At 63.0% G+C, this 23,624-nt stretch carries 23 protein-coding genes; 14 read left to right on the top strand and 9 right to left on the bottom strand.

Annotated features, from left to right (window positions below):
- The first annotated feature begins 53 nt into the window (after window positions 1-53).
- The 5 genes from AC3EMP_RS21980 (at window position 54) to hflX (ending at window position 6,439) form a co-directional block, all read left to right on the top strand.
- Entirely contained in the window at window positions 54-2,342 is a 2,289-nt protein-coding gene (locus AC3EMP_RS21980) for a sensor histidine kinase NtrY-like (protein WP_023821336.1), read from the top strand.
- A complete protein-coding gene (ntrX, locus tag AC3EMP_RS21975; RefSeq protein WP_023668929.1) occupies window positions 2,332-3,693 on the top strand; it encodes a nitrogen assimilation response regulator NtrX in 1,362 nt (453 codons plus the stop codon). The genes AC3EMP_RS21980 and ntrX overlap by 11 nt, the downstream gene beginning before the upstream one ends.
- Window positions 3,694-3,795: 102 nt before the next feature.
- Window positions 3,796-4,656: a D-amino-acid transaminase gene (locus AC3EMP_RS21970; protein WP_352712934.1), complete on the top strand. Its 861-nt coding sequence runs from the start codon at window positions 3,796-3,798 to the stop codon at window positions 4,654-4,656.
- 145 nt (window positions 4,657-4,801) lie between these two features.
- Window positions 4,802-5,047, top strand: a complete 246-nt coding sequence (gene hfq / locus AC3EMP_RS21965; protein WP_006202172.1) for an RNA chaperone Hfq — start codon at window positions 4,802-4,804, stop codon at window positions 5,045-5,047.
- Entirely contained in the window at window positions 5,048-6,439 is a 1,392-nt protein-coding gene (hflX, locus tag AC3EMP_RS21960; protein WP_023668931.1) for a GTPase HflX, read from the top strand. It abuts the gene before it with no gap.
- 6 nt (window positions 6,440-6,445) lie between these two features.
- Here hflX and mazG read toward each other — a convergent pair whose 3' ends face one another.
- The 3 genes from mazG to AC3EMP_RS21945 form a co-directional block, all read right to left on the bottom strand.
- Window positions 6,446-7,270 carry a nucleoside triphosphate pyrophosphohydrolase gene (gene mazG / locus AC3EMP_RS21955; protein WP_023688462.1) on the bottom strand — a complete coding sequence of 275 codons (825 nt, stop codon included), beginning with the start codon at window positions 7,268-7,270 and terminating at the stop codon, window positions 6,446-6,448.
- 76 nt (window positions 7,271-7,346) lie between these two features.
- Window positions 7,347-8,531: an amino acid aminotransferase gene (locus tag AC3EMP_RS21950; protein WP_023668933.1), complete on the bottom strand. Its 1,185-nt coding sequence runs from the start codon at window positions 8,529-8,531 to the stop codon at window positions 7,347-7,349.
- A gap of 129 nt (window positions 8,532-8,660) precedes the next feature.
- On the bottom strand, window positions 8,661-9,098 hold the full coding sequence (locus tag AC3EMP_RS21945) for a DUF3592 domain-containing protein (protein WP_023706554.1): 438 nt from the start codon (window positions 9,096-9,098) through the stop codon (window positions 8,661-8,663).
- A 175-nt stretch (window positions 9,099-9,273) separates the two neighbouring features.
- Between AC3EMP_RS21945 and AC3EMP_RS21940 the strand changes: the two genes are divergently transcribed.
- The 9 genes from AC3EMP_RS21940 (at window position 9,274) to AC3EMP_RS21900 (ending at window position 17,306) form a co-directional block, all read left to right on the top strand.
- Entirely contained in the window at window positions 9,274-9,807 is a 534-nt protein-coding gene (locus AC3EMP_RS21940) for a sigma-70 family RNA polymerase sigma factor (protein ID WP_023688465.1), read from the top strand.
- A complete protein-coding gene (locus tag AC3EMP_RS21935) occupies window positions 9,804-10,565 on the top strand; it encodes an anti-sigma factor family protein (protein ID WP_352842717.1) in 762 nt (253 codons plus the stop codon). Before AC3EMP_RS21940 ends, AC3EMP_RS21935 begins: the two co-directional genes overlap by 4 nt.
- Window positions 10,566-10,604: 39 nt before the next feature.
- Window positions 10,605-11,321: a Bax inhibitor-1/YccA family protein gene (locus AC3EMP_RS21930; protein ID WP_023824945.1), complete on the top strand. Its 717-nt coding sequence runs from the start codon at window positions 10,605-10,607 to the stop codon at window positions 11,319-11,321.
- Window positions 11,322-11,495: 174 nt separating this feature from the next.
- Window positions 11,496-12,374, top strand: a complete 879-nt coding sequence (locus AC3EMP_RS21925) for an aldose 1-epimerase family protein (protein ID WP_023825573.1) — start codon at window positions 11,496-11,498, stop codon at window positions 12,372-12,374.
- A gap of 23 nt (window positions 12,375-12,397) precedes the next feature.
- Window positions 12,398-13,174: a pyrroline-5-carboxylate reductase gene (locus AC3EMP_RS21920; protein WP_023734024.1), complete on the top strand. Its 777-nt coding sequence runs from the start codon at window positions 12,398-12,400 to the stop codon at window positions 13,172-13,174.
- Window positions 13,175-13,281: 107 nt separating this feature from the next.
- The gene (locus AC3EMP_RS21915) at window positions 13,282-14,061 is read left to right on the top strand and encodes a DUF2066 domain-containing protein (RefSeq protein WP_352597278.1); all 780 of its coding nucleotides are present in this window, start codon (window positions 13,282-13,284) and stop codon (window positions 14,059-14,061) included.
- A gap of 70 nt (window positions 14,062-14,131) precedes the next feature.
- The gene (locus AC3EMP_RS21910; protein ID WP_050485921.1) at window positions 14,132-15,034 is read left to right on the top strand and encodes an alpha/beta fold hydrolase; all 903 of its coding nucleotides are present in this window, start codon (window positions 14,132-14,134) and stop codon (window positions 15,032-15,034) included.
- Window positions 15,035-15,224: 190 nt separating this feature from the next.
- Window positions 15,225-15,554, top strand: coding sequence for a hypothetical protein (locus tag AC3EMP_RS21905; RefSeq protein ID WP_023696110.1), 330 nt, complete (start codon window positions 15,225-15,227; stop codon window positions 15,552-15,554).
- Window positions 15,555-16,544: 990 nt separating this feature from the next.
- Window positions 16,545-17,306, top strand: a complete 762-nt coding sequence (locus AC3EMP_RS21900) for a GNAT family N-acetyltransferase (RefSeq protein ID WP_352712939.1) — start codon at window positions 16,545-16,547, stop codon at window positions 17,304-17,306.
- Between the two features lie 23 nt (window positions 17,307-17,329).
- On the opposite strand, the gene AC3EMP_RS21895 is transcribed toward AC3EMP_RS21900, so the two are convergent.
- The 6 genes from AC3EMP_RS21895 to AC3EMP_RS21870 all read right to left on the bottom strand — a co-directional run bounded on the left by AC3EMP_RS21895 (window position 17,330) and on the right by AC3EMP_RS21870 (window position 23,537).
- Window positions 17,330-18,139, bottom strand: coding sequence for an MBL fold metallo-hydrolase (locus AC3EMP_RS21895; protein WP_352712941.1), 810 nt, complete (start codon window positions 18,137-18,139; stop codon window positions 17,330-17,332).
- A gap of 3 nt (window positions 18,140-18,142) precedes the next feature.
- Window positions 18,143-18,931: a TatD family hydrolase gene (locus tag AC3EMP_RS21890; RefSeq protein ID WP_023696113.1), complete on the bottom strand. Its 789-nt coding sequence runs from the start codon at window positions 18,929-18,931 to the stop codon at window positions 18,143-18,145.
- On the bottom strand, window positions 18,931-20,481 hold the full coding sequence (metG, locus tag AC3EMP_RS21885; RefSeq protein ID WP_023825572.1) for a methionine--tRNA ligase: 1,551 nt from the start codon (window positions 20,479-20,481) through the stop codon (window positions 18,931-18,933). The genes AC3EMP_RS21890 and metG overlap by 1 nt, the downstream gene beginning before the upstream one ends.
- Window positions 20,482-20,571: 90 nt before the next feature.
- Window positions 20,572-21,627 (bottom strand): DNA polymerase III subunit delta', encoded by a 1,056-nt coding sequence (locus AC3EMP_RS21880; protein ID WP_023745049.1) that lies wholly within the window; start codon window positions 21,625-21,627, stop codon window positions 20,572-20,574.
- Window positions 21,624-22,298, bottom strand: a complete 675-nt coding sequence (gene tmk, locus AC3EMP_RS21875) for a dTMP kinase (protein ID WP_352597250.1) — start codon at window positions 22,296-22,298, stop codon at window positions 21,624-21,626. Before tmk ends, AC3EMP_RS21880 begins: the two co-directional genes overlap by 4 nt.
- A 72-nt stretch (window positions 22,299-22,370) precedes the next feature.
- Window positions 22,371-23,537 (bottom strand): D-alanyl-D-alanine carboxypeptidase family protein, encoded by a 1,167-nt coding sequence (locus AC3EMP_RS21870; RefSeq protein WP_352597248.1) that lies wholly within the window; start codon window positions 23,535-23,537, stop codon window positions 22,371-22,373.
- Window positions 23,538-23,624: the final 87 nt, after the last annotated feature.

Genomic DNA, 23,624 nt, shown 5'->3' with positions numbered 1-23,624 from the left:
CGCCACAATGCGTTGCATACATCCAACGCAATCACTGGCTCTTAGACGGCGACATGGCTTCGCAAGCTCTGACATCAAACGAACCGCTTTTCAGCAGATCCGGCCAGAGGGATGGACGGCGGCTGCTTGCGTTGCCTGGCGTTGTGGCAATTGCCGGCGCGCTGGTTACGGCGGCAATCTCGTTTGCGATTCTTGTCGGCGCCACGCCGATCACGCCAGACGCAAACACAACGCTGACGCTGATTGCGGCCAATGCCTTATTTGTGCTGGCGCTGATTGCCCTCGTCGGCCGCGAGGTGCATCGCATCACCATGGCGCGCCGGCACGGCAAGGCGGCGTCGCGGCTGCATGTGCGCATCGTGACGATGTTTGCGCTGGTCGCGGCCATCCCAGCCATCATGGTGGCCATCATCGCCTCGATCACGCTCGATATCGGCCTCGACCGCTGGTTCGAGATCCGCACCAAGGCGATCGTCAACTCGTCGCTGTCGATCGCCGACGCCTATGTGCAGGAAAACGCTCGCAATCTTCAGGGCACGACGCTGTCGATGGCCTACGATCTCGATGCGTCGCGCACGCTTTACGGCCTCGATCGAACCGGCTTTCTCGACCTGATGAACAAGGAAGCCGTCGGCAGAAGCCTGGTGCATGCGGCGCTGGTCAGGGAAGACGGCTCCTTTGTCGTGAGTGCCCAGACCGATGCGGACTTCGCCATGCCGGCACCGCCTGAGGGCGCGGTGGCAAGTGCGGCCGACGGCAAGCCGGTGCTGATCGAGCCGAAGACGCGCAACATCATGGGCGCCATCATCAAGCTGCGGGAGATCGAAGGACTCTACCTCTACACCAATCGCCTGGTCGACCCCGAAGTGATCAAGGCGAGGGCGATCGTCCAGTCCAACACCGCCGAATATCGCGGCCTGGAAGACAACAGGCGGACGTCGCAGGTGGCGTTCGCGCTGCCCTATCTGTCACTGACGCTGATCATCATCCTGTCGGCCATCTGGACCGGCATAGCGGTGGCCGACCGTCTGGTGCGGCCCATCCGTCAGCTCATCGGCGCGGCTGACGAGGTTGCGACCGGCAATCTCGATGTCGCCGTGCCGGTACGGCCTTCCGACGGCGATGTCGCCTCGCTTGGCGATACGTTCAACAAGATGCTGCTGGAGCTTAAATCGCAGCGCAACGAGATCCTGTCGGCCAAGGATTTGATCGACGAACGGCGTCGTTTCTCGGAAGCGGTGCTGGCCGGCGTCACCGCCGGCGTCATCGGCGTCGATCCCTACGGCATCGTCTCCATCGTCAACAAATCGGCCGAAACGATGCTGGCCATGTCGGCCACGGCGGCGCTGGGGCAGAACCTGTCCGCCGTGCTACCGCATGTCGGCCGTGTCTTCGAGATCGGCCGCAAATCCGGCAAGCCGGTCTATCGCGAGCAGGTCACCTTCTATCGCACCGGCGCCGAGCGTACCTTCAACGTGCAGATCACCATCGAGGCCGGCGACGATGGCGAGGAGGAGAAATCCTACGTCGTGACGGTCGACGACATCACCGATCTGGTCCAGGCACAGCGCTCGTCTGCCTGGGCGGATGTGGCGCGGCGTATCGCACATGAAATCAAGAACCCGCTGACGCCGATCCAGCTCTCGGCCGAGCGCATCAAGCGACGCTTCGGCAAGGTCATCACCGAGGACCGCGAGATTTTCGACCAGTGCACCGACACGATCATCCGGCAGGTCGAGGATATCGGCCGCATGGTCGACGAGTTCTCGGCTTTCGCCCGCATGCCCAAGCCCGAGATGAAAGCCATCGATCTGCGTGAATCGCTGCGCGAGGCGTCGTTCCTGGTCGAAGTCAGCCGCGCCGACATTGCTTTCGAACGCGTGTTCGGCAACGAACCGCTCAAGGGCACGTTCGATAGCCGATTGATGGCGCAGGCTTTCGGCAACGTCATCAAGAACGCGGCCGAGGCGATTGACGGGCTGGAACAAAAGGACGGTTCGCACGGCATAATCCGGATTCAAGCTGCCCGGCAGAATGGCGCGATCAGAATCGACGTCATCGACAATGGCAAAGGCTTGCCGCGCGAGAACCGCCAAAGGCTGCTCGAGCCCTACATGACGACGCGCGAGAAGGGCACCGGGCTCGGTCTCGCCATCGTCAAGAAGATCGTGGAGGACCATGGCGGGCGGCTCGAATTGCACGATGCGCCCGCGGATTTCCACGGTGGACGCGGCGCGATGATCTCGATCATCCTGCCGCCAGCTGCCGCAACCGCGCCGCCACGCGGTCAAGGCGAAACGGAACACGAACGAGAAACTGAAAAGGTCGGTAATGGCGTCTGATATTCTCATCGTCGATGACGAGGAAGACATCCGTGAACTCGTCGCGGGCATATTGAGCGACGAAGGGCATGAAACCCGCACGGCATTCGATGCCGACAGCGCGCTCGCGGCAATCGCCGACCGGGCGCCGCGGCTGATTTTCCTCGACATCTGGTTGCAGGGCTCGCGCCTCGACGGGCTGGCGCTGCTCGACGAGATCAAGACGATGCATCCGAGCCTGCCGGTGGTGATGATCTCCGGCCACGGCAATATCGAGACAGCGGTGTCGGCCATCCGCCGCGGCGCCTATGATTTCATCGAGAAGCCGTTCAAGGCCGACAGGCTGATCCTGATCGCCGAGCGGGCGCTCGAAACCTCGAAATTACGGCGCGAGGTGTCCGACCTCAAGCAGCGCAGCGGCGAAACTTTCGACTTGATCGGCATGTCGTCGGCGATGAGCCAGCTGCGCCAGACCATCGAGCGCGTTGCGCCGACCAACAGCCGCGTCATGATCATCGGTCCGTCCGGTTCGGGCAAGGAGCTCGCCGCGCGCGCCATCCACACGCTGTCGACGCGCAAGGGCGCGCCGTTCGTGACGCTGAGCGCGGCCAACATCACGCCCGAGCGCATGGAGATCGAGCTGTTCGGCACCGAATCGAACGGCACCGAGCGCAAGGTCGGCGCGCTTGAAGAGGCGCACCGCGGCATTCTCTACATCGACGAAGTGGCCGACATGCCGCGCGAGACGCAGAACAAGATTTTGCGCGTGCTGGTCGAACAGCAGTTCGAGCGGGTCGGCGGCACCAAGCGGGTCAAGGTCGACGTCCGCATCATCTCCTCGACCTCGCAGAACCTGGAGGCGATGATCGCCGACGGCCGTTTTCGCGAAGACCTCTATCACCGCCTGGCGGTGGTTCCGGTCATGGTGCCGGGACTGGCCGAGCGACGCGAGGACATTCCCTATCTCGTCGACAATTTCATGAAGCAGATCGCGCGCCAGGCCGGTATCAAGCCGCGCCGCATCGGCGACGATGCGCTTGCCGTGCTGCAGGCGCACAACTGGCCGGGCAATGTCCGCCAGCTGCGCAACAATGTCGAACGGCTGATGATCCTGGCGCGTGGCGACGATATCGATGCGCCGATCACCGCCGACCTGTTGCCGTCGGAGATCGGCGATGTCATGCCGCGCACGCCGAACCAGTCCGACCAGCACATCATGGCGCTGCCGCTGCGCGAGGCGCGCGAACAGTTCGAGAAGGACTATCTGATCGCCCAGATCAACCGTTTCGGCGGCAACATCTCGAAGACGGCGGAATTCATTGGCATGGAGCGCTCGGCGCTGCACCGGAAACTGAAGTCGCTGGGGGTCTGATCCCCATTGTTGTTGGTCCAGCGGGCCGTGGCCCGTGCAATTGCCGGTTACGGCAGCGGCGGAATCGCCTAGAAATAGCGAGACTGTTCTGAGGGATAACCCATGCCGCGCATTGCCTATGTGAACGGGCGCTATGTCGCCCATGCCGACGCTGCCGTGCATATCGAGGATCGCGGCTATCAGTTCGCCGACGGCGTCTACGAGGTCTGCGAGGTGGCGCAGGGCTTTGTCGTCGACATGCCGCGCCATCTTGCCCGGCTGAACCGCTCGCTTAGCGAATTGTCGATCAACTGGCCGGTCACCAAGGGCGTGCTGCCGCTTCTTCTGCGCGAAATCGTCGGGCGCAACCACGTCGTCAACGGCCTGGTCTATGTCCAGGTTACGCGCGGTGTTGCCAGCCGCGACTTCGTTTTCCCGGCCGATACACCGTCATCGCTGGTGATTACGGCCAGAAAGGCCGACCCGGTGGCGGCCGCCAAGCGAGCCGAGGCGGGCATCAAGGTCATCACCGTGCCGGAAAACCGTTGGGACCGGGTCGACATCAAGAGCACCGGCCTGCTGCCCAACGTGCTGGCCAAGCAGAAGGCCAAGGAGGCCGGCGCCCAGGAAGCCTGGTTCGTCGACACCGATGGCAACGTCAAGGAGGGCGGCTCGTCCAACGCCTGGATCGTTACAAGGGACGGCGTTCTGGTCACCCGGCCGGCGGAGCATGGCATCCTTCGCGGCATCACCCGCACGACCATGTTCGAAGTGGCGGCAAAGCTCGGGTTGACGATCGAGGAGCGCGGGTTTTCAGTCACTGAAGCCAAGGCGGCGCGAGAAGCTTTCATCAGTTCGGCAACGACAATCGCCATGCCGGTCGTGGCAATCGACGGTGCCGCGGTCGCCAATGGGCACCCCGGTTCGATAACACTTTCATTGCGGCAAGCCTTTTTTGACGTTGCGGAAAAAAGTCCAGCCTGATAACCGCACAGACGGACTGCACATCAATATATCTCGTTCTGCTTGTCGTTACTGACGGCAAGGGGGTGTTTGCAAGCTTGACATGTGCCCGCTAATTTGGCGCATTAGCCTGCAAACCGAAGGGGATCGGCGAAAGACAAGAACAATGGCGGAACGATCGCAAAACCTTCAGGACCTGTTCCTGAATTCTGTTCGCAAGAGCAAAAATCCACTCACCATCTTTCTCATCAACGGCGTCAAGCTGACCGGCGTGGTCACTTCCTTCGACAATTTTTGTGTTTTGCTGCGCCGTGACGGCCACTCCCAGCTCGTCTACAAGCATGCCATTTCCACGATCATGCCGAGCCAGCCGGTTCAGATGTTCGATGGCGAGGAAAGCCAGGGCGCCTGATTGGCACGTGAAAAAGACGCGGACCGCGGCGTCCGCGGGAAACCAGCACATAATTCCGGGACGGAAGCCACAGGTCCGACCCGGGCGGTTGTCATTGTGCCGGTGCTTACCCGGCATCAGCGCAACGATGACGAAACGAACCGTCCACGGCTGACGCGTTCGGCGGATGCGCGCCACGACGAAGCTGTCGGCCTTGCCCGCGCCATCAACCTGGATCTGATCCACACGGCGGTGGTCACCGTCAACGATCCACGCCCGGCAACCTTGCTCGGCAGTGGCAAGGTCGCGGAATTCGCCGAGATCGTCAAAGAGGGTCACGCGGAGGTGGTCATCGTCGACCATCCGCTGACGCCGGTGCAGCAGCGCAATCTCGAAAAAGAAATGAATGCCAAGGTGCTCGACCGCACCGGATTGATACTGGAGATTTTTGGCGAGCGCGCGCGGACCAAGGAGGGCACGCTGCAGGTCGAACTTGCCCATCTCAACTACCAGAAGGGCCGCCTCGTGCGGAGCTGGACCCACCTTGAACGCCAGCGCGGCGGAGCCGGCTTCCTCGGCGGCCCCGGCGAAACCCAGATCGAGTCGGACCGGCGGCAGCTGCAGGAAAAAATCATCAAGCTCAAGCATGAGCTGGAAACGGTGCGCCGCACCCGCGACCTGCACCGCGCCAAGCGCAAGAAGGTGCCGTTCCCGGTGGTGGCGATTGTCGGCTACACCAATGCCGGAAAGTCGACGCTGTTCAACCGGCTGACCGGGGCCGACGTGCTGGCCGAAGACATGCTGTTTGCAACGCTCGACCCGACGCTGCGCCGCGTGCGCCTGCCGCACGGCACGCCGATCATCCTGTCGGACACAGTCGGCTTCATTTCGGACCTGCCGACGCATCTGGTCGCCGCCTTCCGCGCCACGCTGGAAGAGGTCGTCGAGGCCGATCTGGTCATCCACCTGCGCGATATTTCGGATCCGGATACCGCAGCGCAAGCCGAGGACGTCGAGCGCATTCTCGCCGATCTCGGCGTCGATGCCGGCGATGCCAAGCGCGTCATCGAAGTGTGGAACAAGGTCGACCTTCTCGACGACGGCAACCGGGAGCGCCTGCTCGCCGACGGCACTGACGCCAACAAGGCGCCGCCGATCGCCATCTCGGCGGTCACCGGCGAAGGCATCGATGCGCTGAAGGCGCTGATCGAGACCAGGATGTCGGGCGAACTCGAGGAATTGACGGTGACGATCGAACCGCCGCAGTTCGGCCTTGTCGACTGGCTATACCGCAATGGCGACGTCGTTTCGCGGGTAGACAATGAGGATGGCAGCGCGACCATCGCACTCAAGGCCACGCACACCGCCCGGCAAGAGATCGAAAGCCGATTGCACCGCAAAAACAGGCAGTAAGCCTGATTATTTCACGCCCTTGGCCTGCTGCCAGAGCACTTCCATCTCGTCCAGCGTGGCTTTTTCGAGCGTGCTTCCCGATGCATCGATCGCGCGCTCGACATAGTGGAAGCGCGAGCGGAACTTTTCGTTGGTGCCGCTAAGCGCCGCTTCCGAATCGAGCTTGAGGTGACGCCCCAGATTGACGACGGCAAACAGCATGTCGCCGAATTCGTCCTTGATCTCAGCCGTTTCGCCCTTAGCCAGTGCCTCGCGCAGCTCGCCGATCTCTTCCTCGATCTTGTCGAGGATGGGTGCTGCCTCGCTCCAGTCGAAACCGACACGCGCTGCCTTTTCCTGCAGCTTTAGCGCCCGCGTCAAAGCGGGCAGGGCGACGGGCACGCTGTCCAGGAAACCCTTGCCATGGTCTTCGGGGTCGAGGCCGCGGGCGAGGCGCGCACTTCGCTTTTCGGCTTTTTCCTCAGCCTTGATCTTTTCCCACATGCCCTTTGCCATGCCGGCGCTGCGCGCCTTCTCGTCGCCGAAGACATGCGGATGGCGCCGAATCATCTTGGTGGTGATGGCCTCGACCACATCACCGAAGGCAAAATCGCCGGCTTCCTCAGCCATCTGCGCGTGGTAGACGACCTGCAGCAGGAGATCGCCGAGTTCGTCGCGCAGATCGTCGAGATCGCCGCGCGCAATGGCGTCCGCCACCTCATAGGCTTCCTCGATCGTATAGGGCGCGATGGTCGAGAAATCCTGCTCGATGTCCCAGGGACAGCCGGTCTTCGGCGCCCTGAGCGCCGCCATGATCTCGATCAGCCGGGAAATGTCGCGCGAAGGTTTCATGCGGCGAATGCTATCCCGCTGCCTGTCGTGCGGCCAACGGCGTCAGCCGGAGAGGGGAGATTGTCCACAGCGAGCTTCAGCCGAGTACCGACACAACCGCCTTGGCGAGGTCATCCATGCCGTCCTCGGGCAGGCCGGCGACGTTGATGCGGCTGTCGCCGACCATGTAGACGCCACACTCGGCACGCAGCCGCTCGACTTGCGCCTCGGTCAGGCCAAGCCTGGAAAACATGCCGCGATGGCTGGCGATGAAGTCGAAGCGGTCGGAGTTGGACTGCCGGCGCAGCGCGTCGGCGAACTGGACCCGCAGCCTCAGCATGCGCAGCCGCATCTCCTCCAGCTCCGCCTCCCAGTCGGCGCGAAGGCCATCATCTTCCAGCACCGTGCGCACGGCGGCGGCGCCGTGGTCCGGCGGCATCGAATACATGGCGCGCGCCGCCGCCAGCATCTGGCTCATCGCGACATCGGCTTGCGCGCTATCCTTCGCCAGGATCATCGCCGCGCCGACGCGGTCGCGGTAGACGGCAAAGTTCTTCGAGCAGCTCGAGGCAACGACCATTTCAGGCACCTTGCCCGCGAGAAGGCGCAAGCCGGCCGCATCGGCGTCCAGGCCTTCGCCAAAGCCCTGATAGGCAATGTCGACAAAGGGCAACAGCCCGCGCTCGACGACAAGATCGGTGACGCTGGCCCATTGCGCGATATCGAGATTGGCGCCGGTCGGGTTATGGCAGCAGCCATGCAGCAGCACGATATCGCCGGGCTCGGCTGCGCCAAGCGTTGCCAGCATCTCGTGGAAGCGCACCGCGCCGGAAACGGCATCGAAATAGGGATAATCGCGCACCTTGAGGCCGGCCCCGCGCATCACCGGCGGGTGGTTCGGCCATGTCGGGTCCGACAGCCAGACGGTTGCGTCGGGGCGGGTCCGCTTCAACAGCTCCGCCACCAGCCGCAGCGCGCCGGAACCGCCAGGCGCTTGCGCGGCGCGGATGCGCGTCATGTCGGCAGCGGGGCCGAAGGCCAGCTTGACCATCGCCGTGTTGAAGCCGGTGTCGCCGGCAAGGCCGAGATAGGTCTTGGTGTCCTGGTCCTGCAGCAACCGCTTCTCGGCCTCGCGCAGGGCGCGCATGACCGGCGTCCTGCCGTCGCGGTCCTTGTAGACGCCGACGCCGAGATCGATCTTGCCGGGGCGCGGATCGGCGCGATAGAGGCCGATCAAGGCGATGATCTTGTCGGCCGGGGCAGGTTGCAGGGTCTCGAACATCAATACGGCTCCAATGGCGGCGGAGTAATACGCAAAGCGGCCGCGTTTCGCCAGTGCTTCCATCTGCGCCAGTCCGCTAGCGTACTGGACCGTTACGCCAAGCTTTGTCTGTACGGCAGGGGTCGGCGGCTATGGCGACGGGTTCATTCCAATCCGCCGGATAAGCACCCGTCCAATCACGGCGAGACCGATGCCGGTCAGCAGGGAGAAACCGCCGAGCATGCCGGCCAGCCCGGCAAGGAACCAGCGTCCGGCGAAGCTGTCGACGGAGGCATTTTGCGGATTGGTTGGGTCGTAAGCGACAGGGACGCTGTCGCCATCACCCCAGAACGAGCTGTGGACGGCATTGTTGAAGCGGATGACGGTGCCGTCGGCGGTCGAGAACTCGATGCGGGGATTGTATTCGGCGGCGACAATCCTGCCTGTCGCCGAAGCGGTACGAGGGCCGTACATCTCGACGATGGCCAGCACGCCGGAAGCGATCAGTCCGACAATGCCAAAGATGATGAACACCCTGCCGACGATCGGCAACGCTGCAAAACCCGTTACACGACTACCATTGGCCATCTTTTGCTCCTAGGACAGACGGATAAGGCTAGACTTCATCCATAAAGCAAACATCTGCCGCACGGGAGATGGGTAAGTGCGCAGCGAACTTCTGATTGCATGATGCCTATTGTGGCGACGCAAAAAAGTTTTGGTGGCGATGGATTAAGATCCCCGCCTGTTTCGTAAACGGGGCATGAAACGGTCGATGCCACGCTTCGATATTGTCGGACAGCTGGGTTCGCTCAGGCGCTACGCACGTTCGCTGACGCGCGACGGCACTGACGCCGAGGATCTGGTGCACGATGCGCTGGTGCGCGCCTACGAGCGGCGCGACACATTCCGCTCGGGCGGCAATCTGCGGGCATGGTTGCTGTCGATCGTCCACAACGCTTTTATCGACAAGATGCGCTCGCGCCGGTCGGAAGCAGCGCGTGTCGAGCAGGCCGGCTATCTCACCGATGCCAGCACGCCGGCGCCGCAGGAACATTCCGTGCGACTGGCGCAGGTGCGCGAGGCCTTTTTCAGTCTGCCGGAGGAGCAGCGTTCGGCGCTGCATCTGGTCGCCATCGAGGGCCTTTCCTACCAGCAGGCCGCCGACGCCAGCGGGGTGCCGCTGGGCACGCTGATGTCGCGCATCGGCAGGGCGCGCGCAGCACTGCGCGAGATGGAAAACGCTGCACCTTCGCCGGCCAAAAGCCATCTGAGGATCGTGGGAGACCCGTCATGACCGACCTGTTGCGGGACCCGGTGACCAATACCGATCTCGATTCTTATGTCGACGACCAGCTGGATGTCGCGCGCCGCATTGAGGTCGAGGCGTTCCTGTCGGCTCGTCCGGAGGCAGCGGCCCGGGTGATGTCCGATTTGAGGACGCGCGACGAGCTGCGTCTGGCGCTGGCCGCATCCACAGGAATGGCGCGGCCCGCGACGACTGAAGTCGCGCGCCGGCTGGGCAGGGGGCTGGCCAGTCGCCGCGTCTTCGCCGTGCTGCAGCGGGCGGCGGCGGTCGCCATCTTTGTCGCTGCCGGCTGGCTGGCGAACGGCCTCTTCGGGCCGCTGCTGGTGACCAAGGTTGTGGCTTCGCCGCCGCCGCCCGCCTATGTCGAAGAAGCGATCCGGGCGCACAAGACGACGCTCATGCGCGAGGCGATGCCCTCGCAGCTGAATGGCGACGAAATCCGCGCCGCCACCGCAATCGTCATGCCATTGCTGCCCAAGGACTGGAAGGTCCGCGACGTGCAGATCTATCCGTCGCGCTTCGGGCCGAGCGTCGAGGTGGCGCTGGAGACGAAGGATATGGGGCTGGTCTCGCTGTTTGCGATCCGGCCCGGAACCTTCGACGTGGTCAAGCCTGCCATCGCGCCCTCCGGCGACATCTCCTCTGCCTATTTCCAGATCGGCGAGGTCGCGTACGCGGTCGTCGCGCGCAGCGATGTCCACGACCTCGACCGCGCCGCCGAGACGCTTGCCAACACACTTTACTGATCAGGACACTTTACTGAGACCACATAAGGAGAACCCGCAATGAATACCCCTGACCTCGGATACCGCATGGGCACTGGCGCGCGCGCCGGCGCCGTCTATGACGAGGGCCTGCGCAGCCACATGCTGCGTGTCTATAACTACATGGGCATCGGCCTCGTCGTCACCGGCATCGTCGCCATGGTGGTCGCTTCGACGCCGGCCCTCTACGTGCCGATCTTTTCCAGCCCGCTGAAATGGGTGGTGATGCTGGCGCCGCTCGCCTTCGTGCTGCTGTTCTCGTTCAAGATGCAGACGATGTCGGCGGCGAGCGCCCAGGCGATGTTCTGGGCCTTCTGTGCGGTGATGGGGCTGTCGCTGGCTTCGGTGTTCCTGGTCTTCACAGGCACCAGCATCGCGCGCACCTTCTTCATCACCGCCACCATGTTCGGCGCCACCAGCCTCTACGGCTACACGACCAAGCGCGACCTGACCCAGTTCTCGTCCTTCCTGATCATGGGCCTGATCGGTGTGGTGATCGCCAGCGTCGTCAACATCTTCCTTGGCTCGACCGCGCTGCAGTTCGCCATCTCGGTGATCGGCATTGCCGTCTTTGTCGGCCTGACCGCCTGGGACACGCAGACGATCAAGGAACAGTATGCGGAGAATTTCGACGCGGAATCGCAGCAGAAGCTCGCCGTTTTCGGCGCGCTGTCGCTGTACCTGAACTTCGTCAACATCTTCCAGCTGTTGCTGAATTTCACCGGCGAGCGCGAATAGTCGAACCGTAGCAAGGCAACAATCTCGATCTCGCAGTGGCCGGAGGAGAATCTCCGGCCACTGTCGTTTTGCCGTGGAGACATCGCTCCGCTATCAGCGCGATGTCGCTGCGCCCTTGAGCCCATGCGGGCTTTTGCTAACCTGCCGCTCGCACGCAGCTTTCCGCGAGAACGCATGGAACAAGTGACGCTTCACGGCGACGGCATCTCGGCAACCATTGTCGGGCAGGGGGCCGAGCTCGTCTCCTTGCGCAATGCCGAGGGTCTGGAGTTTTTGTGGCAGGCCGGGCCGGAATGGCGGCGGCATTCGCCGGTGCTGTTTCCGATCGTCGGCCGGCTGAAGGGCGACCAGCTCCGCCATGGGGGCCAGGTCTATCCCCTGACGCAGCACGGATTTGCGCGCGACAAGCCATTTGTGTGGGCTGACGCGAGCCCCCGATCCTGCACGCTGGTGTTGACCGACGATGCCGATACACGCACGCGCTATCCGTTCGCCTTTCGCCTTGCCATCACCTATACGCTCGAGCGTCGCGAACTTGGTGTGAGCTTCGAGATTGCCAACACCGGCGACGAGACGCTGCCAGCCTCCATCGGTGCACATCCGGCTTTCAATTGGCCATTGCAGCCGGGGCTCGCCAAGACCGACTACCACCTGACCTTTGCCCAGGACGAGCCGGCGCCGATCCGCCGGCTGAAGGATGGCCTGGTGCTGGCTGCACCGCGGCCGACGCCCATCGAAGGCAAAACGCTGGCGCTTTCCGAACAGCTGTTCGAGGCAGACGCCGTGATCCTCGACCGGCCGGCCAGCACCAGCGTGCGCTATGCCGCCGCGAACGGTGCGGCGATCGAGATGTCGTGGCAGGGTTTCAAGGAATTGGGCATCTGGTCGAAGCCGGGCGGCGCTCCGTTCCTGTGTATCGAACCCTGGCACGGGCTTGCCAGCCCCGTGGATTTCGATGGCGAGTTCGCGGACAAGCCGGGCGTGATGCTGATCGCGCCCGGTGAAAAGCGCGTGCTGAGCTATCAGGTACGGCTCGAGCATGCGCCGCTGTGACCGATGAACCAGAGACAGGCGCGATGAAACTTGGCTTCATCGGCACGGGTGCCCTTACAGCGGCCATTGTCAGCGGGCTCAAATCCGTCGCGGATAACTCCGTCTCCGTGCTGCTGTCGCCGCGCAATGAAGAGATCGCCGCAGAGCTGGCAGCCCGTTATCCGGATGTGTGTATCGCTGATGACAATCAGGCGGTTCTCGATCAATGCGACCTAGTCATGCTGGCTGTCCGGCCGCAAATTGCGCATGACGTCCTGCCGGGTTTGCGGTTTCGGCGCGAGCATCACCTCATCAGCTTGATCGCCACGCTGCCGCGCGAGGAGATTGCCGGCTTGACCGCACCCGCGCACCAGGTGACGAAAGCGCTGCCCATGCCGATGATTGCCCACCGGCTGGGGGCAACGATCATCTGCCCGCCGGATGCCACTGTCGCTGCCTTGTTCGGCAGTCTGGGGAAAGTGATCGAGGTCGAGAACCCAGCCGAATTCAATGCGCTGAGCGTGGTCACCGCGACCTATGCCAGCTACTTCAGATATCTCGATACGATCAACAGCTGGCTCAAGAAGAATGGCGTCGAGGAAGGAAAGGGGCGCGATTACATCGCATCGCTTTTCAAAGCCTTGGGAAGCGCTCCTGATATGTCGCCGGATGCCGACTTCATGCATCTGGCGCAGGACTATGCGACGCGCGGCGGCATCAACGAACAGGTTCTTCGCGAACTCACGGCGCGAAACGTGTTCGAGGCGCTCACCGAGAGCCTGGACGGCGTACACCGGCGCATCGTCGGCGATACGCCTTGATGGGCGGCACCTTGAAATTCCCTGATGATCAGGAGTATGGCTCCAACGGATGTTCCGGACCGTTTCGGGAGGGTCGGCGGGTGCCTGGATGCTTGAAATTGGGCTTTGTGGCAGCGGCGCTGGCTGTGCTGATTGTCTTTCCGGTCGCTGCCGCCGACATCGACCGCGCCGCCAGCCTCTACCGCGCGCAATCGGTGACCAGCGGCACTGGCGAGGAGAACCGGGCGTGGGGCCTGGCGCCGTGCCTTGAAGAGGTGCTGGTCAAGGTTTCCGGCGACCCGCGGCTGATCGGCGACCCGCGTGTTGCGGACATGAGCCGGCACGCGGCCGACTATGTCACTGGTGTCGGCTACCGCGACCTGCTCAACAACCGCCCACCGCATGACGAGCAGGGCACCCACGACCGGCCGCATTACATCACCGCCGATTTCGACCCGGACAAGATCGATGCCTTGCTGGCGTCGCTCGGGCGCAAACCGTGGGCGGTGCCGCGGCCAAAAATCGTCGCACTGCTGGATGTAAGGCCGATGAAAGGCGACGGCTTCACGCTGGTGCGCGATGGCGGCGGCGAGCTTGCGGCGGATATGCGCGTTGCGCTGGCGGACGCGGCGCACCGGACCGGTTTGCCGCTGGAGTTGCCTCGGCCGTCCGACGTCGCGCTCGCCGACGTGGCCAACACGCTGGATGGCGATGCCCTGCTTGCCGGCACTTTGGTATGGCGCCAGGAAGCGCTGGGCTGGGTCGGCGACTGGCGGCTCAGCTTCAAGGATAAGGAGTATCGCTGGCAGGTACGTGGCGTCAGTTTCGACGATGCGTTCCGCAACGCCACGCGCGGAACGCTGCAGATCCTGTCGGGGAATGGACAGCCGGAAGCCGTCACGCCCTGACTTCAAAGGAACCTTCTTGCCGGAGCACCGTAAACAAAGTGGCAGGCAAGCTTTGAGCAAGGAGGTAGAATTGCAACATCGCCGGATCGACATTGACGGAAACAGCATCTTCTATCGCGAAGACGGCCCGCCTGATGCTCCCGTCCTTCTCCTGCCGCACGGCTATCCGTGCTCGTCCTATCAATTCCGAAGGTTGATGCCGGCACTTGCCGATCGCTGGCATACATTCGCGCCGGACTTTCCCGGCTTTGGCTACAGCGGCACGCCCGAAATGTCGGACTTTGGCTATGATTTCGATGCCTATGCCGGGTTTCTGACAGCTTTCGCCGATGCGCTCGGCACGTCGCGCTATGCGCTCTGGCTGCACGATTATGGCTCTCAGATCGGACTGCGCCACGCCATCGCACATCCCGAGCGCATCGCCGCACTCATTATCCAGAACGGTGACATCTACGAGGACGTTCTCGGGCCGAAATACGCCGCCATAAAAGCCTATTGGAATGAGAAGACGCCCGAAAAGCATCGGCCGTTGGAAGAGGCGGTAAGCGAGGAGGGCTTCCGGCACGAGTTTGTCGGAGAGGTGGATGACGCTGTAGCCGAGCGCGTGCCTCCCGATCTTTGGAAACTCCACTGGCCTTTGATGGACACGCCGATCCGCCGGCGGGTCGCGGTCGGCCTGATGGAGAAGCTGGAGGCGAACCTCGGCTGGTTCCCGCGCTATCAGAGCTATCTGCGCGAGCACCAACCGCAAACGCTCATTGTCTGGGGCCCCGAGGATGGTTACATGCCGGCACAATCGGCGCATGCCTACCAGCGCGATTTGCGGGAAGCGGAGCTTCATCTGATCGATGGCGCCGGCCACTGGTTGCTCGAAACGCATTTCGATGAGGCACTTCCGCTGGTGCGCGATTTCCTGGCGCGCGTCCACAGTCAGGAAGCGAAAGGGACGGGCAGGGCGGCCGGCCGGGCGTAGACCCCTCCGTTGCGGTCATCGGATCGATCTGCAACCATGGCGTCATGATGGAAAAGTCTGCCGCGCCCTGGCCTCTGCTGCAAATCGCGATCGAGCCGAAGTCGCGGGCGGATCAGGAGAAGCTGCTTGTCACTTCGTCCAAGCTCGCGCCTGACGACCGCGACCCGTCCGCTGCCATGGCCATGGCCAGATGACGTCGCCAAAATTCTCCTCGCGGGCAGGGTTCCTTGTCGGCCTCGGCATCACGCCCGTCGCCTTTTTCCTGGCGCTCTATTCGGCCGGAGCCGGGCATGGCGACTATGGGCTGGCGCGACTTCTCTATCCGGTCCCCATGCTGGCAACGCTGTTGACCAACACAACGATCACCGGCCTTTCTATCGGATTGGCTGCGCTGCAGTTTCCCGCCTATGGGGCATTTGTTGCGGGCGCCGGCGGCTCCAGATGGCTGGCCCTTGGCGTCTTCCATCTTGTTGCAATCGCAGCAGCCTTCAGCGGCCTCCTGGAAAGCTTCTCGGGATGACGCTCCTGTTCGTTATCCTGGTGCCAGCCCGTCGAGCAGGAAGTCGAGGCCTTTGCGAAAGGCGCCATCCCAATCGATAAGGGGAGAGGGGGGAATCGACCTGAAGCAGCCGCTCGTTAATGAGGCGATCATCCCATACCTGCACCTCGATGAACTTGTCATACTTCATCGTTGGATCGGTCTTCCAGCGCTCACCGGGCATCCCAAATTCGGCCACGACGGCTTCGATCTCACCAAGAGTAAACACTTGCCCGTGGTATCGCTTTCGTTGGGGGCGAAGATCGTCACGCGTCGCGATCGGAAGACTTGCCATGCTGTCCGGATAGGTGAAAGTGAGCGTCTCCAGTGGGAACTCTCGCAGTCGCATAACGAGTGAGCTTGGCCGTGACGGGTCTTTGCCGTCGGCAAAGTCGCCAAGAAAGAAATAGACCGGACGCTTTAGCTTCGTGGGCCCAAGCAGTCGGCGCCGTTCTCGAATGAGCCATTCCTCCGTTAATCGTCGCCTCTCCAAGTAGTTTGCTTTGATAGCGCGCAGCCCAGACGCTCTGATCTCGTCAAGAACCCGTTCTGCCTGCTCTTCGGACAGCTCGCAAATATTTCTGCACGGTCTCGACGGGGATCGTAGTTGTGAGTGATGACCTCGGGGAACGAATCCATTCGGGGAAGCTATACGAACCGCGCGTCAGCAGGCCAGATCGCTGGCAGATGGATGCCCCTGAGGGTACCCGTTGGGACGTTGTCGGCAAATCATGTGTTGTATCGCAACCATGGGATGGTGACCGCCCAGTGAGCCGCCGGCCTGCATCTCAGTCAGCAGGGCGTATATTGGCACGCCGCTAATGGAAGCAGCAGCCACATATGAAAGTCGCATAAGATAGATTATGGAACTTATGCATCAGGCTGCAGCTGGGAAAGGACGCGGACTTTCATAGGGCTTGGCATGATCGACGCGTGTTGCCTTGAGCCGATGGCCAACGCTACGCTGTGTCGATGACGACAAGAAAGCGTGACATCGAAGCGGCGATCGAAGTGTTCGTGCACGGCTTCAGCACCGACAAGAGCCGCACCTTTCCATACGAAGCCAGCCGCGTCGGACCCTTGTGGCTGATGCGCGATGCCGAGCGCAAGAATGCACGCGACTACCGTGGCGAAGAATGGATCGTCCATGACGTCGCCGCCGAGGAAGCCGATGCCATCGTGCGGCAGCATGCGCGGCCGGGCTTTGCCGTTTCGGTCGTGATCGCGAATGACGGCCCGGACGAACCGACGCGAACGGCCTACAAGGCGCTCGGCTACCGGCTGCTGCGGACGGAAGGCTTTTTCATCCAGTCGCTGCGCCAAATTCCAGACCCGCCAGCAATCGTCTCTATCGAACGCGTGAGGACGGCTGAACGCGCTGCACAACTGGGAAAGGTGATACGCAGGCGGCCACTTCCAGACGATCAACTCGGCGACGATACGCCGTTTCGCCGGTATGTGGCGCTCGATGGCGACGCCATCGTCGGGCGTCTGCGCAGCATAGACGCCGTCGGCGCCACATGGTGCTCGGCAATGTTTGTCGAGCCTTCGCACCGGCGTCGAGGCATCGGCCAGGCGCTGATGGCCAAAATGCTGCATGACGACAAAGCGCATGGGTCGCGGTGCTCGATGCTGTTGGCGACGCGTGCCGGAGCGCTGCTTTATCTCCGCATGGGCTATGAGCGGATTGGAACGCTGCTGATCTTCGCGCCGAAGAACCGAACGTCCTTATAAAGATCTGCTCGTATCATGCTGTCTCATAAAGGAATTTCGATCACCATGCCGTCATAGGCCGGAGTGACGTTGGCCGGCACCTCGGCCTTCACCGTGGCATAGTCGAGCGGCACATGCATATGCGTCAGCACGGCCTGTTTCGGCGCCAGTTTTTCAATCCAGCCAAGCGCCTGACCGAGAGACAGATGACTGGGATGGGTATGGTACTGCAAGGCATCGATGACCAGCATTTCCAGGCCGCTCAGCCGCTCGGCGGTGGCATCCGGGAAGTCGCTTATATCGGGGCAGTAGGCCAGCCCGCCGATGCGGAAGCCGAGCGAAATGATGTCGCCATGGATCTGCGGCAGCGGCTCGAGGGTGAGGGCACCGCCCTCGCCTTCGATCGTCACCGCCCTTGCGTGATCGATGATGTGCGGCCTGGCGATCGGCGGATAGGAACTGCCAAGCGGCGTCTCGAAGCAATAGCCGAACGCTTCGCGCAGCCTGAGCATGGTCGGCTGGTCGGCATGGACATCGATCAAATGGCGCTGCTCCAGCACGTAGCCGCGCAGATCGTCGATGCCGTGGATGTGGTCGGCGTGCGGATGCGTATAGACGACGGCGTCGATGCGCCGGACCGCCGCCATCAGCATCTGCTCACGGAAATCAGGCCCGGTGTCGATGACGACCGTGGTTCTGGCGCCGTTGGCTGCTATCCGCTCGACGAGCGCGGCTGAGCGTGTACGCCGGTTTTTCGGATTGGCCGGGTCGCAATTGCCCCAATCGCCGGTGATGCGCGGCGTGCCAGGTGACGAGCCGCAGCCGAGGATGGTGAGGCGCAGCCGGTCGCTCATGCGTCAGAGCCCGGCGGGCCGCGGCATCTTGCCGAACAGCCGGAAGAAGTTTGCCGTCGTCAGCGTCGCGATCTCGGCTTCGCCAACGCCGACCGTCTCCGCCAGCACCTTGGCTGTATGCGCGATATAGGCCGGCTCGTTGCGTTTGCCGCGGAACGGCACCGGCGCCAGATACGGTGCGTCGGTCTCGACCAGCAGCCGGTCATGCGGCACATCGGCTGCGATGGCGCGTAAATCGGCGGAGTTCTTGAAGGTCAGTATGCCCGAGAAGGACACATAGCCACCAAGCGCCACGCCGACCTCTGCCAGCCGTCGCCCCGACGAAAAACAATGCAGGATGAAGGGGAAGGCGCCCTTCCCTGTTTCGTCTTCGAGGATGGCAGCCATGTCGTCATCGGCATCGCGCGAATGGATCACCAGCGGCAAGCCGGTCTCGCGCGCGGCCGCTATGTGAGTGCGAAAGCCCTGCGCCTGCGCATCGCGTGGCGCCTTGTCGTAAAAATAGTCGAGCCCGGCCTCGCCGATCGCCACCACCTTCGGGTGCGCGGACAGGCGCACAAGGTCCTCAGCCGTCACATCCAGCTCTTCGCCGGCATTGTGAGGATGAGTGCCGACCGAGCAATAGATTTCGTCGAAACTCTCGGCAATCTCAAGCACTTGCGCAAACCGCTTCACGCGTGTCGAGATGGTCACCATGTGACCTATACCGGCAGCCTTGGCGCGGGCGACGATGGCCGCCCGCTCCTCGGTGAAATCCGGAAAGTCGAGATGGCAATGGCTGTCGACGAGCATCAGGCGCTCGCCTCAGGGTTTTCGACATAACGCGGAAACACGCCCTCCGGCGCGGGCAGCGCCGTGCCGGGCACCAGCGCATAGTCGGCATGGACATGCGCGAAGTCACGCTTGTCCGCCGGCACCGCCAGCAGGTCCAGCAGCTTGCCGGCCGACCCCGGAATGTAGGGCTGGCACAGCAATGCCACGCGCCGCACCAGTTCGGCGGTCGTCCACAGCACTGTTTCCATGCGCGCCGGATCGGTCTTCTTCAGCGCCCAGGGCGCCTGCGAGGCGAAGTAGCGATCCGCTTCCGCCACAACGCCGAAGATCGCCGCCAACGCGAGATGGATGCCCTGTTCCGCCATCGCCTGGCGCGCGGTACCCAGCGCTTCCACCGCCTGGTCGAGGATCGCGCTGTCGGCTTCGGTCAGCTCGCCGCGATGCGGCACCACGCCGCCGCAGTTCTTGGCGATCATCGACAGCGAGCGCTGCGCCAGATTGCCGAGACCGTTGGCGAGATCGGCATTTGTGCGGTTGACGATCGCGTCATGGCTGTAGCTGCCGTCCTGGCCGAATGGCACCTCACGCAAGAAGAAATAGCGCACCTGGTCGAGGCCGTAATGCTCGACCATGGTGAAGGGGTCTACGACATTGCCGACCGACTTCGACATTTTCTCGCCGCGGTTGAACAGGAAGCCATGCGCGAAGACGCGCTTCGGCAGTTCGATGCCGGCCGACATCAGGAAAGCCGGCCAGTAGACGGCATGGAAGCGGACGATGTCCTTGCCGATAATGTGCGTGGCCGGCCAGTAGCGCCATTGCTCGGCCTTGGTGTCGGGATAGCCGGCAGCGGTGATGTAGTTGGTCAAGGCATCGACCCAGACATACATCACATGCTTGTCGTCGCCGGGCACCGGCACGCCCCAATTGAAGGTCGTGCGCGAGACCGAGATGTCCTTGAGGCCGGACCTGACGAAGCTCATCACCTCATTTCGGCGCTCGGCCGGACCGACGAAATCGGGCTGGCTTTCGTACAGCGCAAGCAATTTGTCCTGATAGGCGGAAAGCCTGAAGAAGTAGCTTTCCTCCTCATTCCATTCGACCGGCGAGCCAAGCGGCTCGCGGCGCACGCCGTCGTCGCCGAGCGTGGTTTCGCTCTCTTCGAAATAGGCTTCCTGGCGGATCGAATACCAGCCGCTGTAGCGGTCGAGATAGATGTCGCCATTGGCCGCCATCGCCTTCCAGATCGCCTGGCACGACTCGTAGTGGCGTGGTTCCGTCGTGCGGATGTAATCATCATTCGAGCCGCCCAGGACCTCTGTCATCGAACGGAAGATCGCCGAGTTGCGGTCGGCAAGCGCGAGTGGCGTTATGCCTTCCTTCTCGGCCGTCTGCTGCATCTTGAGGCCGTGTTCGTCAGTGCCGGTGAGGGAGAGCACGTCCTTGCCGTCCAGGCGCTGGAAGCGGGCCAGCGCGTCGGTCGCAATGACCGTATAGGCGTGGCCGATATGCGGCTTGCCGTTCGGATAGAAAATTGGTGTCGTGATGTAGAATGTGTCGCGTGACATGAATTAACCGTCATGAATGGCCGAATGAATGTGAGCGGTGGATATCGCATCGAGACGGCGATTGCCATCCCGCCCCAATGCCGAAACCGGTCACATTCGCATTGCGGAATTCAGGCGGTCGATCATGGTCAAGGCGTGCTGCTTCTTGTCAAGATTGTAGGTATCGGTCTCAGATATGGCGTTCAGCGCCTCGTGCCAAGTGTCGGACAGCGTTTTCGCCCGCGCGAGATCCCCAGCCAGCGCGGCTTCACTGGCGCCGGTGGAGAGCAGATCGAGCGCGCGGCGGTTGAAGATGTCGAACTGGATCGCCTGGTCGCGGCCGGCGACGGCCTCGGCAAGGCGATAGGCGCCGGCGATGTCGCTCCTGCCCGACGTGACCAGGGCGTCGAGCGTGCCGGCAATCTCCAGCCCGCCATATTGGGTCAGAAGGATCGCATTGCGGGCGCTGCCCCCTGCCCGTTCCGCCAGTGCCGCGCGCGCGGCAGGATCGGAAGGTGGCGGCGGCTCGACGGTTTCCAGAACGCTCATCAGGCTGCCGGCATCGAGCGGCGTCAGCCGCACCATCTGGCAGCGCGAGCGGATGGTCGGCAAAAGGCTGCCCGGCGCATGCACGATGAGGATGAACAGCGTGCGGCTCGGCGGCTCCTCGAGGTTCTTCAGCAAGGCATTGGCGGCGTTGGTGTTCATGTCGTCGGCCGGATCGACGATCACCACCCGGTAGCTGCCGTCATGCGAGGTCAGCGACAGGAAGCGGTTGACCTTGCGGATCTCGTCGACGGTGACGACCGTCTTGAAGCTCTTGGTCTTGTCGTTCAGCGGCCTGGTCAGATGCAGCACGCCGGGATGCGCCCCGGTGGCGATCTGGCGAAACAGCGATGAGGCCGGATCGGGAACGGCAAACACATCCGGCGCCTGGTCGAAGGCCGGATGCTTCAACAGATGGTGCGCCAGGTGAAAGGCAAGCGTCGCCTTGCCGATGCCGATCGGCCCGGCAAAGATCACCGCATGCGGCAGTTTTCCCGAGCGATAGGCGGCAGCGAGCATCGCGGCCGCCTGCTCATGGCCGACCAGGCGCAGCGTCTCGGACGGCTCCGGTACACCGTCCAGCGTGTCGTGCTGCTCGGGAGCGATGCGTTCGAAGATCATGCGGGCGCCGCCTGTCGGTTGCGCGCGGGCGCCCTCGCCTCAAGTGCGGCGAACACCACCGCGGTGATGACATCCTCCACCGTAGCGGGAGGCGCCGACGCGTCGATCACGATGCAGCGGTCCGGCTCGGCGGTTGCGATCGCCAGGAAGGCGTCGCGGCGGCGCTGGTGGATGTCCAGCGTCTCCTTTTCGAAGCGGTCGGGACCGTCCTCGGCGCCACGCCGCGCGGTGGCGCGCCGCAAGCCCTCGGCGGGGTCAATGTCAAGGATCAGCGTCATATCCGGCATCATGCCGTTGATGGCGACCTCCTCCAGAGCTTCCATGAAAGCCGGATCGAGGCCGCCGGTGACGCCCTGATAGACGCGCGACGAATCCAGGAAACGGTCGCAAAGCACGATGGAGCCGCGCTCCACCGCCGGCCGGATGACCTGCTCGACATGGTCGGAGCGTGCGGCGGCAAACAGCAGCGCCTCCATCTTCGGCCCGAAAGGCTCGGCGGCGCCGGACAGGAGCACGTGCCTGACCGCCTCGGCGCCGGGTGACCCCCCGGGTTCGCGGGTGAGGAGGACATCGTATTTCTTGGCGCGCATCTTCTGGGCCAGCCGCTCGATCTGCGTCGACTTGCCGGCTCCCTCGCCGCCTTCGAAGGTGATGAAAAATCCGCTTGCCAATCGAAAGGCCTTTGTCCTGCTTTGCGCTGGTGTCTTAGTCCGCGCCTGAGAAAAGGTCCACGCCGCAGGAACTCAACGCAGCCAGCCTACGGCCAGTTCCCTGGCGGCATCAAACGCGCGTTGCGGCAGTGTGCCGACGCCGACCGATTCGGCGGCGAAAAGCGGCGTTTCCTGGCTCAGCGTATCGCCGATCCAGACGCGCAGCGCGCCGACGGGTTGCCCCTCCTCCACCGGCGCCGATACCGGCCCCTGATAGACGATCCTGGCGGTCAGCTTGTCGCGGTTGGCGATCGGCAGCAGGACGTCGATCGGCGCCTTTGCCTTCAGCGCCACGCTGGATTTGGCGCCGCCGAACACCTGGGCCTCGCCGACCACTTCGTTGCTGGCGAAAATCTCAGTCTTCTCGAAGGAGCGGACGCCCCATTCGAGCAGCTTGCGCGCTTCCTCGGCGCGCTCGCGGTCGTTGGCCAATCCGCTCATCGCCGCGAACACCCTGGTCCCGTCATGGCTGACCGAGCCGACAATGCCGAAGCCGCCCGCCTCGCTCGACCCGACCGCCATTCCGTCGGCGCCGATGCCCATGGCCAGCAACGGGTTGCGGTTCTTTTGCGAGATCTTGTTCCAGGTGAAATCGGCCCGGCCGTAATAGAGATAGAGATCCGGATATTCGCGCCAGATATGCAGGCCAAGCTGCGCCAGTTCGCGCACCGTCGTCTGCTGGCCGTCGGCCGGCAGGCCGGTGGAATTGACGAATGTGGATTTCGCCAGCCCGATCTGGCGCGCGCGATCGTTCATCTGCGCGGCGAAATTCTCTTCCGAACCGGCCATGCCTTCGGCCAGCACCATGCAGCCGTCATTGGCGGCCTGGATGGTCACCCCCTGGATCAGGTCCTCGACCCGGATCGCCGATTTGAGCTTGGCAAACATGGTCGACGTTCCCGAAGGCGCACCGCCCTTGCGCCAGGCATTTTCCGAGACCACGAAGGTGTCGTCGAGGCTCATGCGCTTCGACTTGATGGCGTTGAAGACCATCTCCATGGTCATCAGCTTGGCCATCGAGGCCGGCGGGATCGGTTGATCTGCATCCTTGGAAAACAGCACCGTGCCGGTTTCGGCATCGATCATGAATGCCTGCGTGGCCTTGGTCTCAAAAAGCTGCGCGTTGGCCGGAACCAGCGCGGCAAGCAAGAAGCCAAGGCCAAAAAGCCCGGCAAAAGGGTGGAAAAGGCGAAATCGCATGAAGAGGCTCGACTGTTAGCCGGCAGAAACTTGCCGCAACGCTATCAGGCTTCTTCCCGGCGGATCAACCGCGCAATGACAAAACCG

The sequence above is a fragment of the Mesorhizobium sp. P160219 genome (genome assembly GCF_057786095.1).
This window is presented reverse-complemented; position numbering and strand designations above follow the sequence as displayed.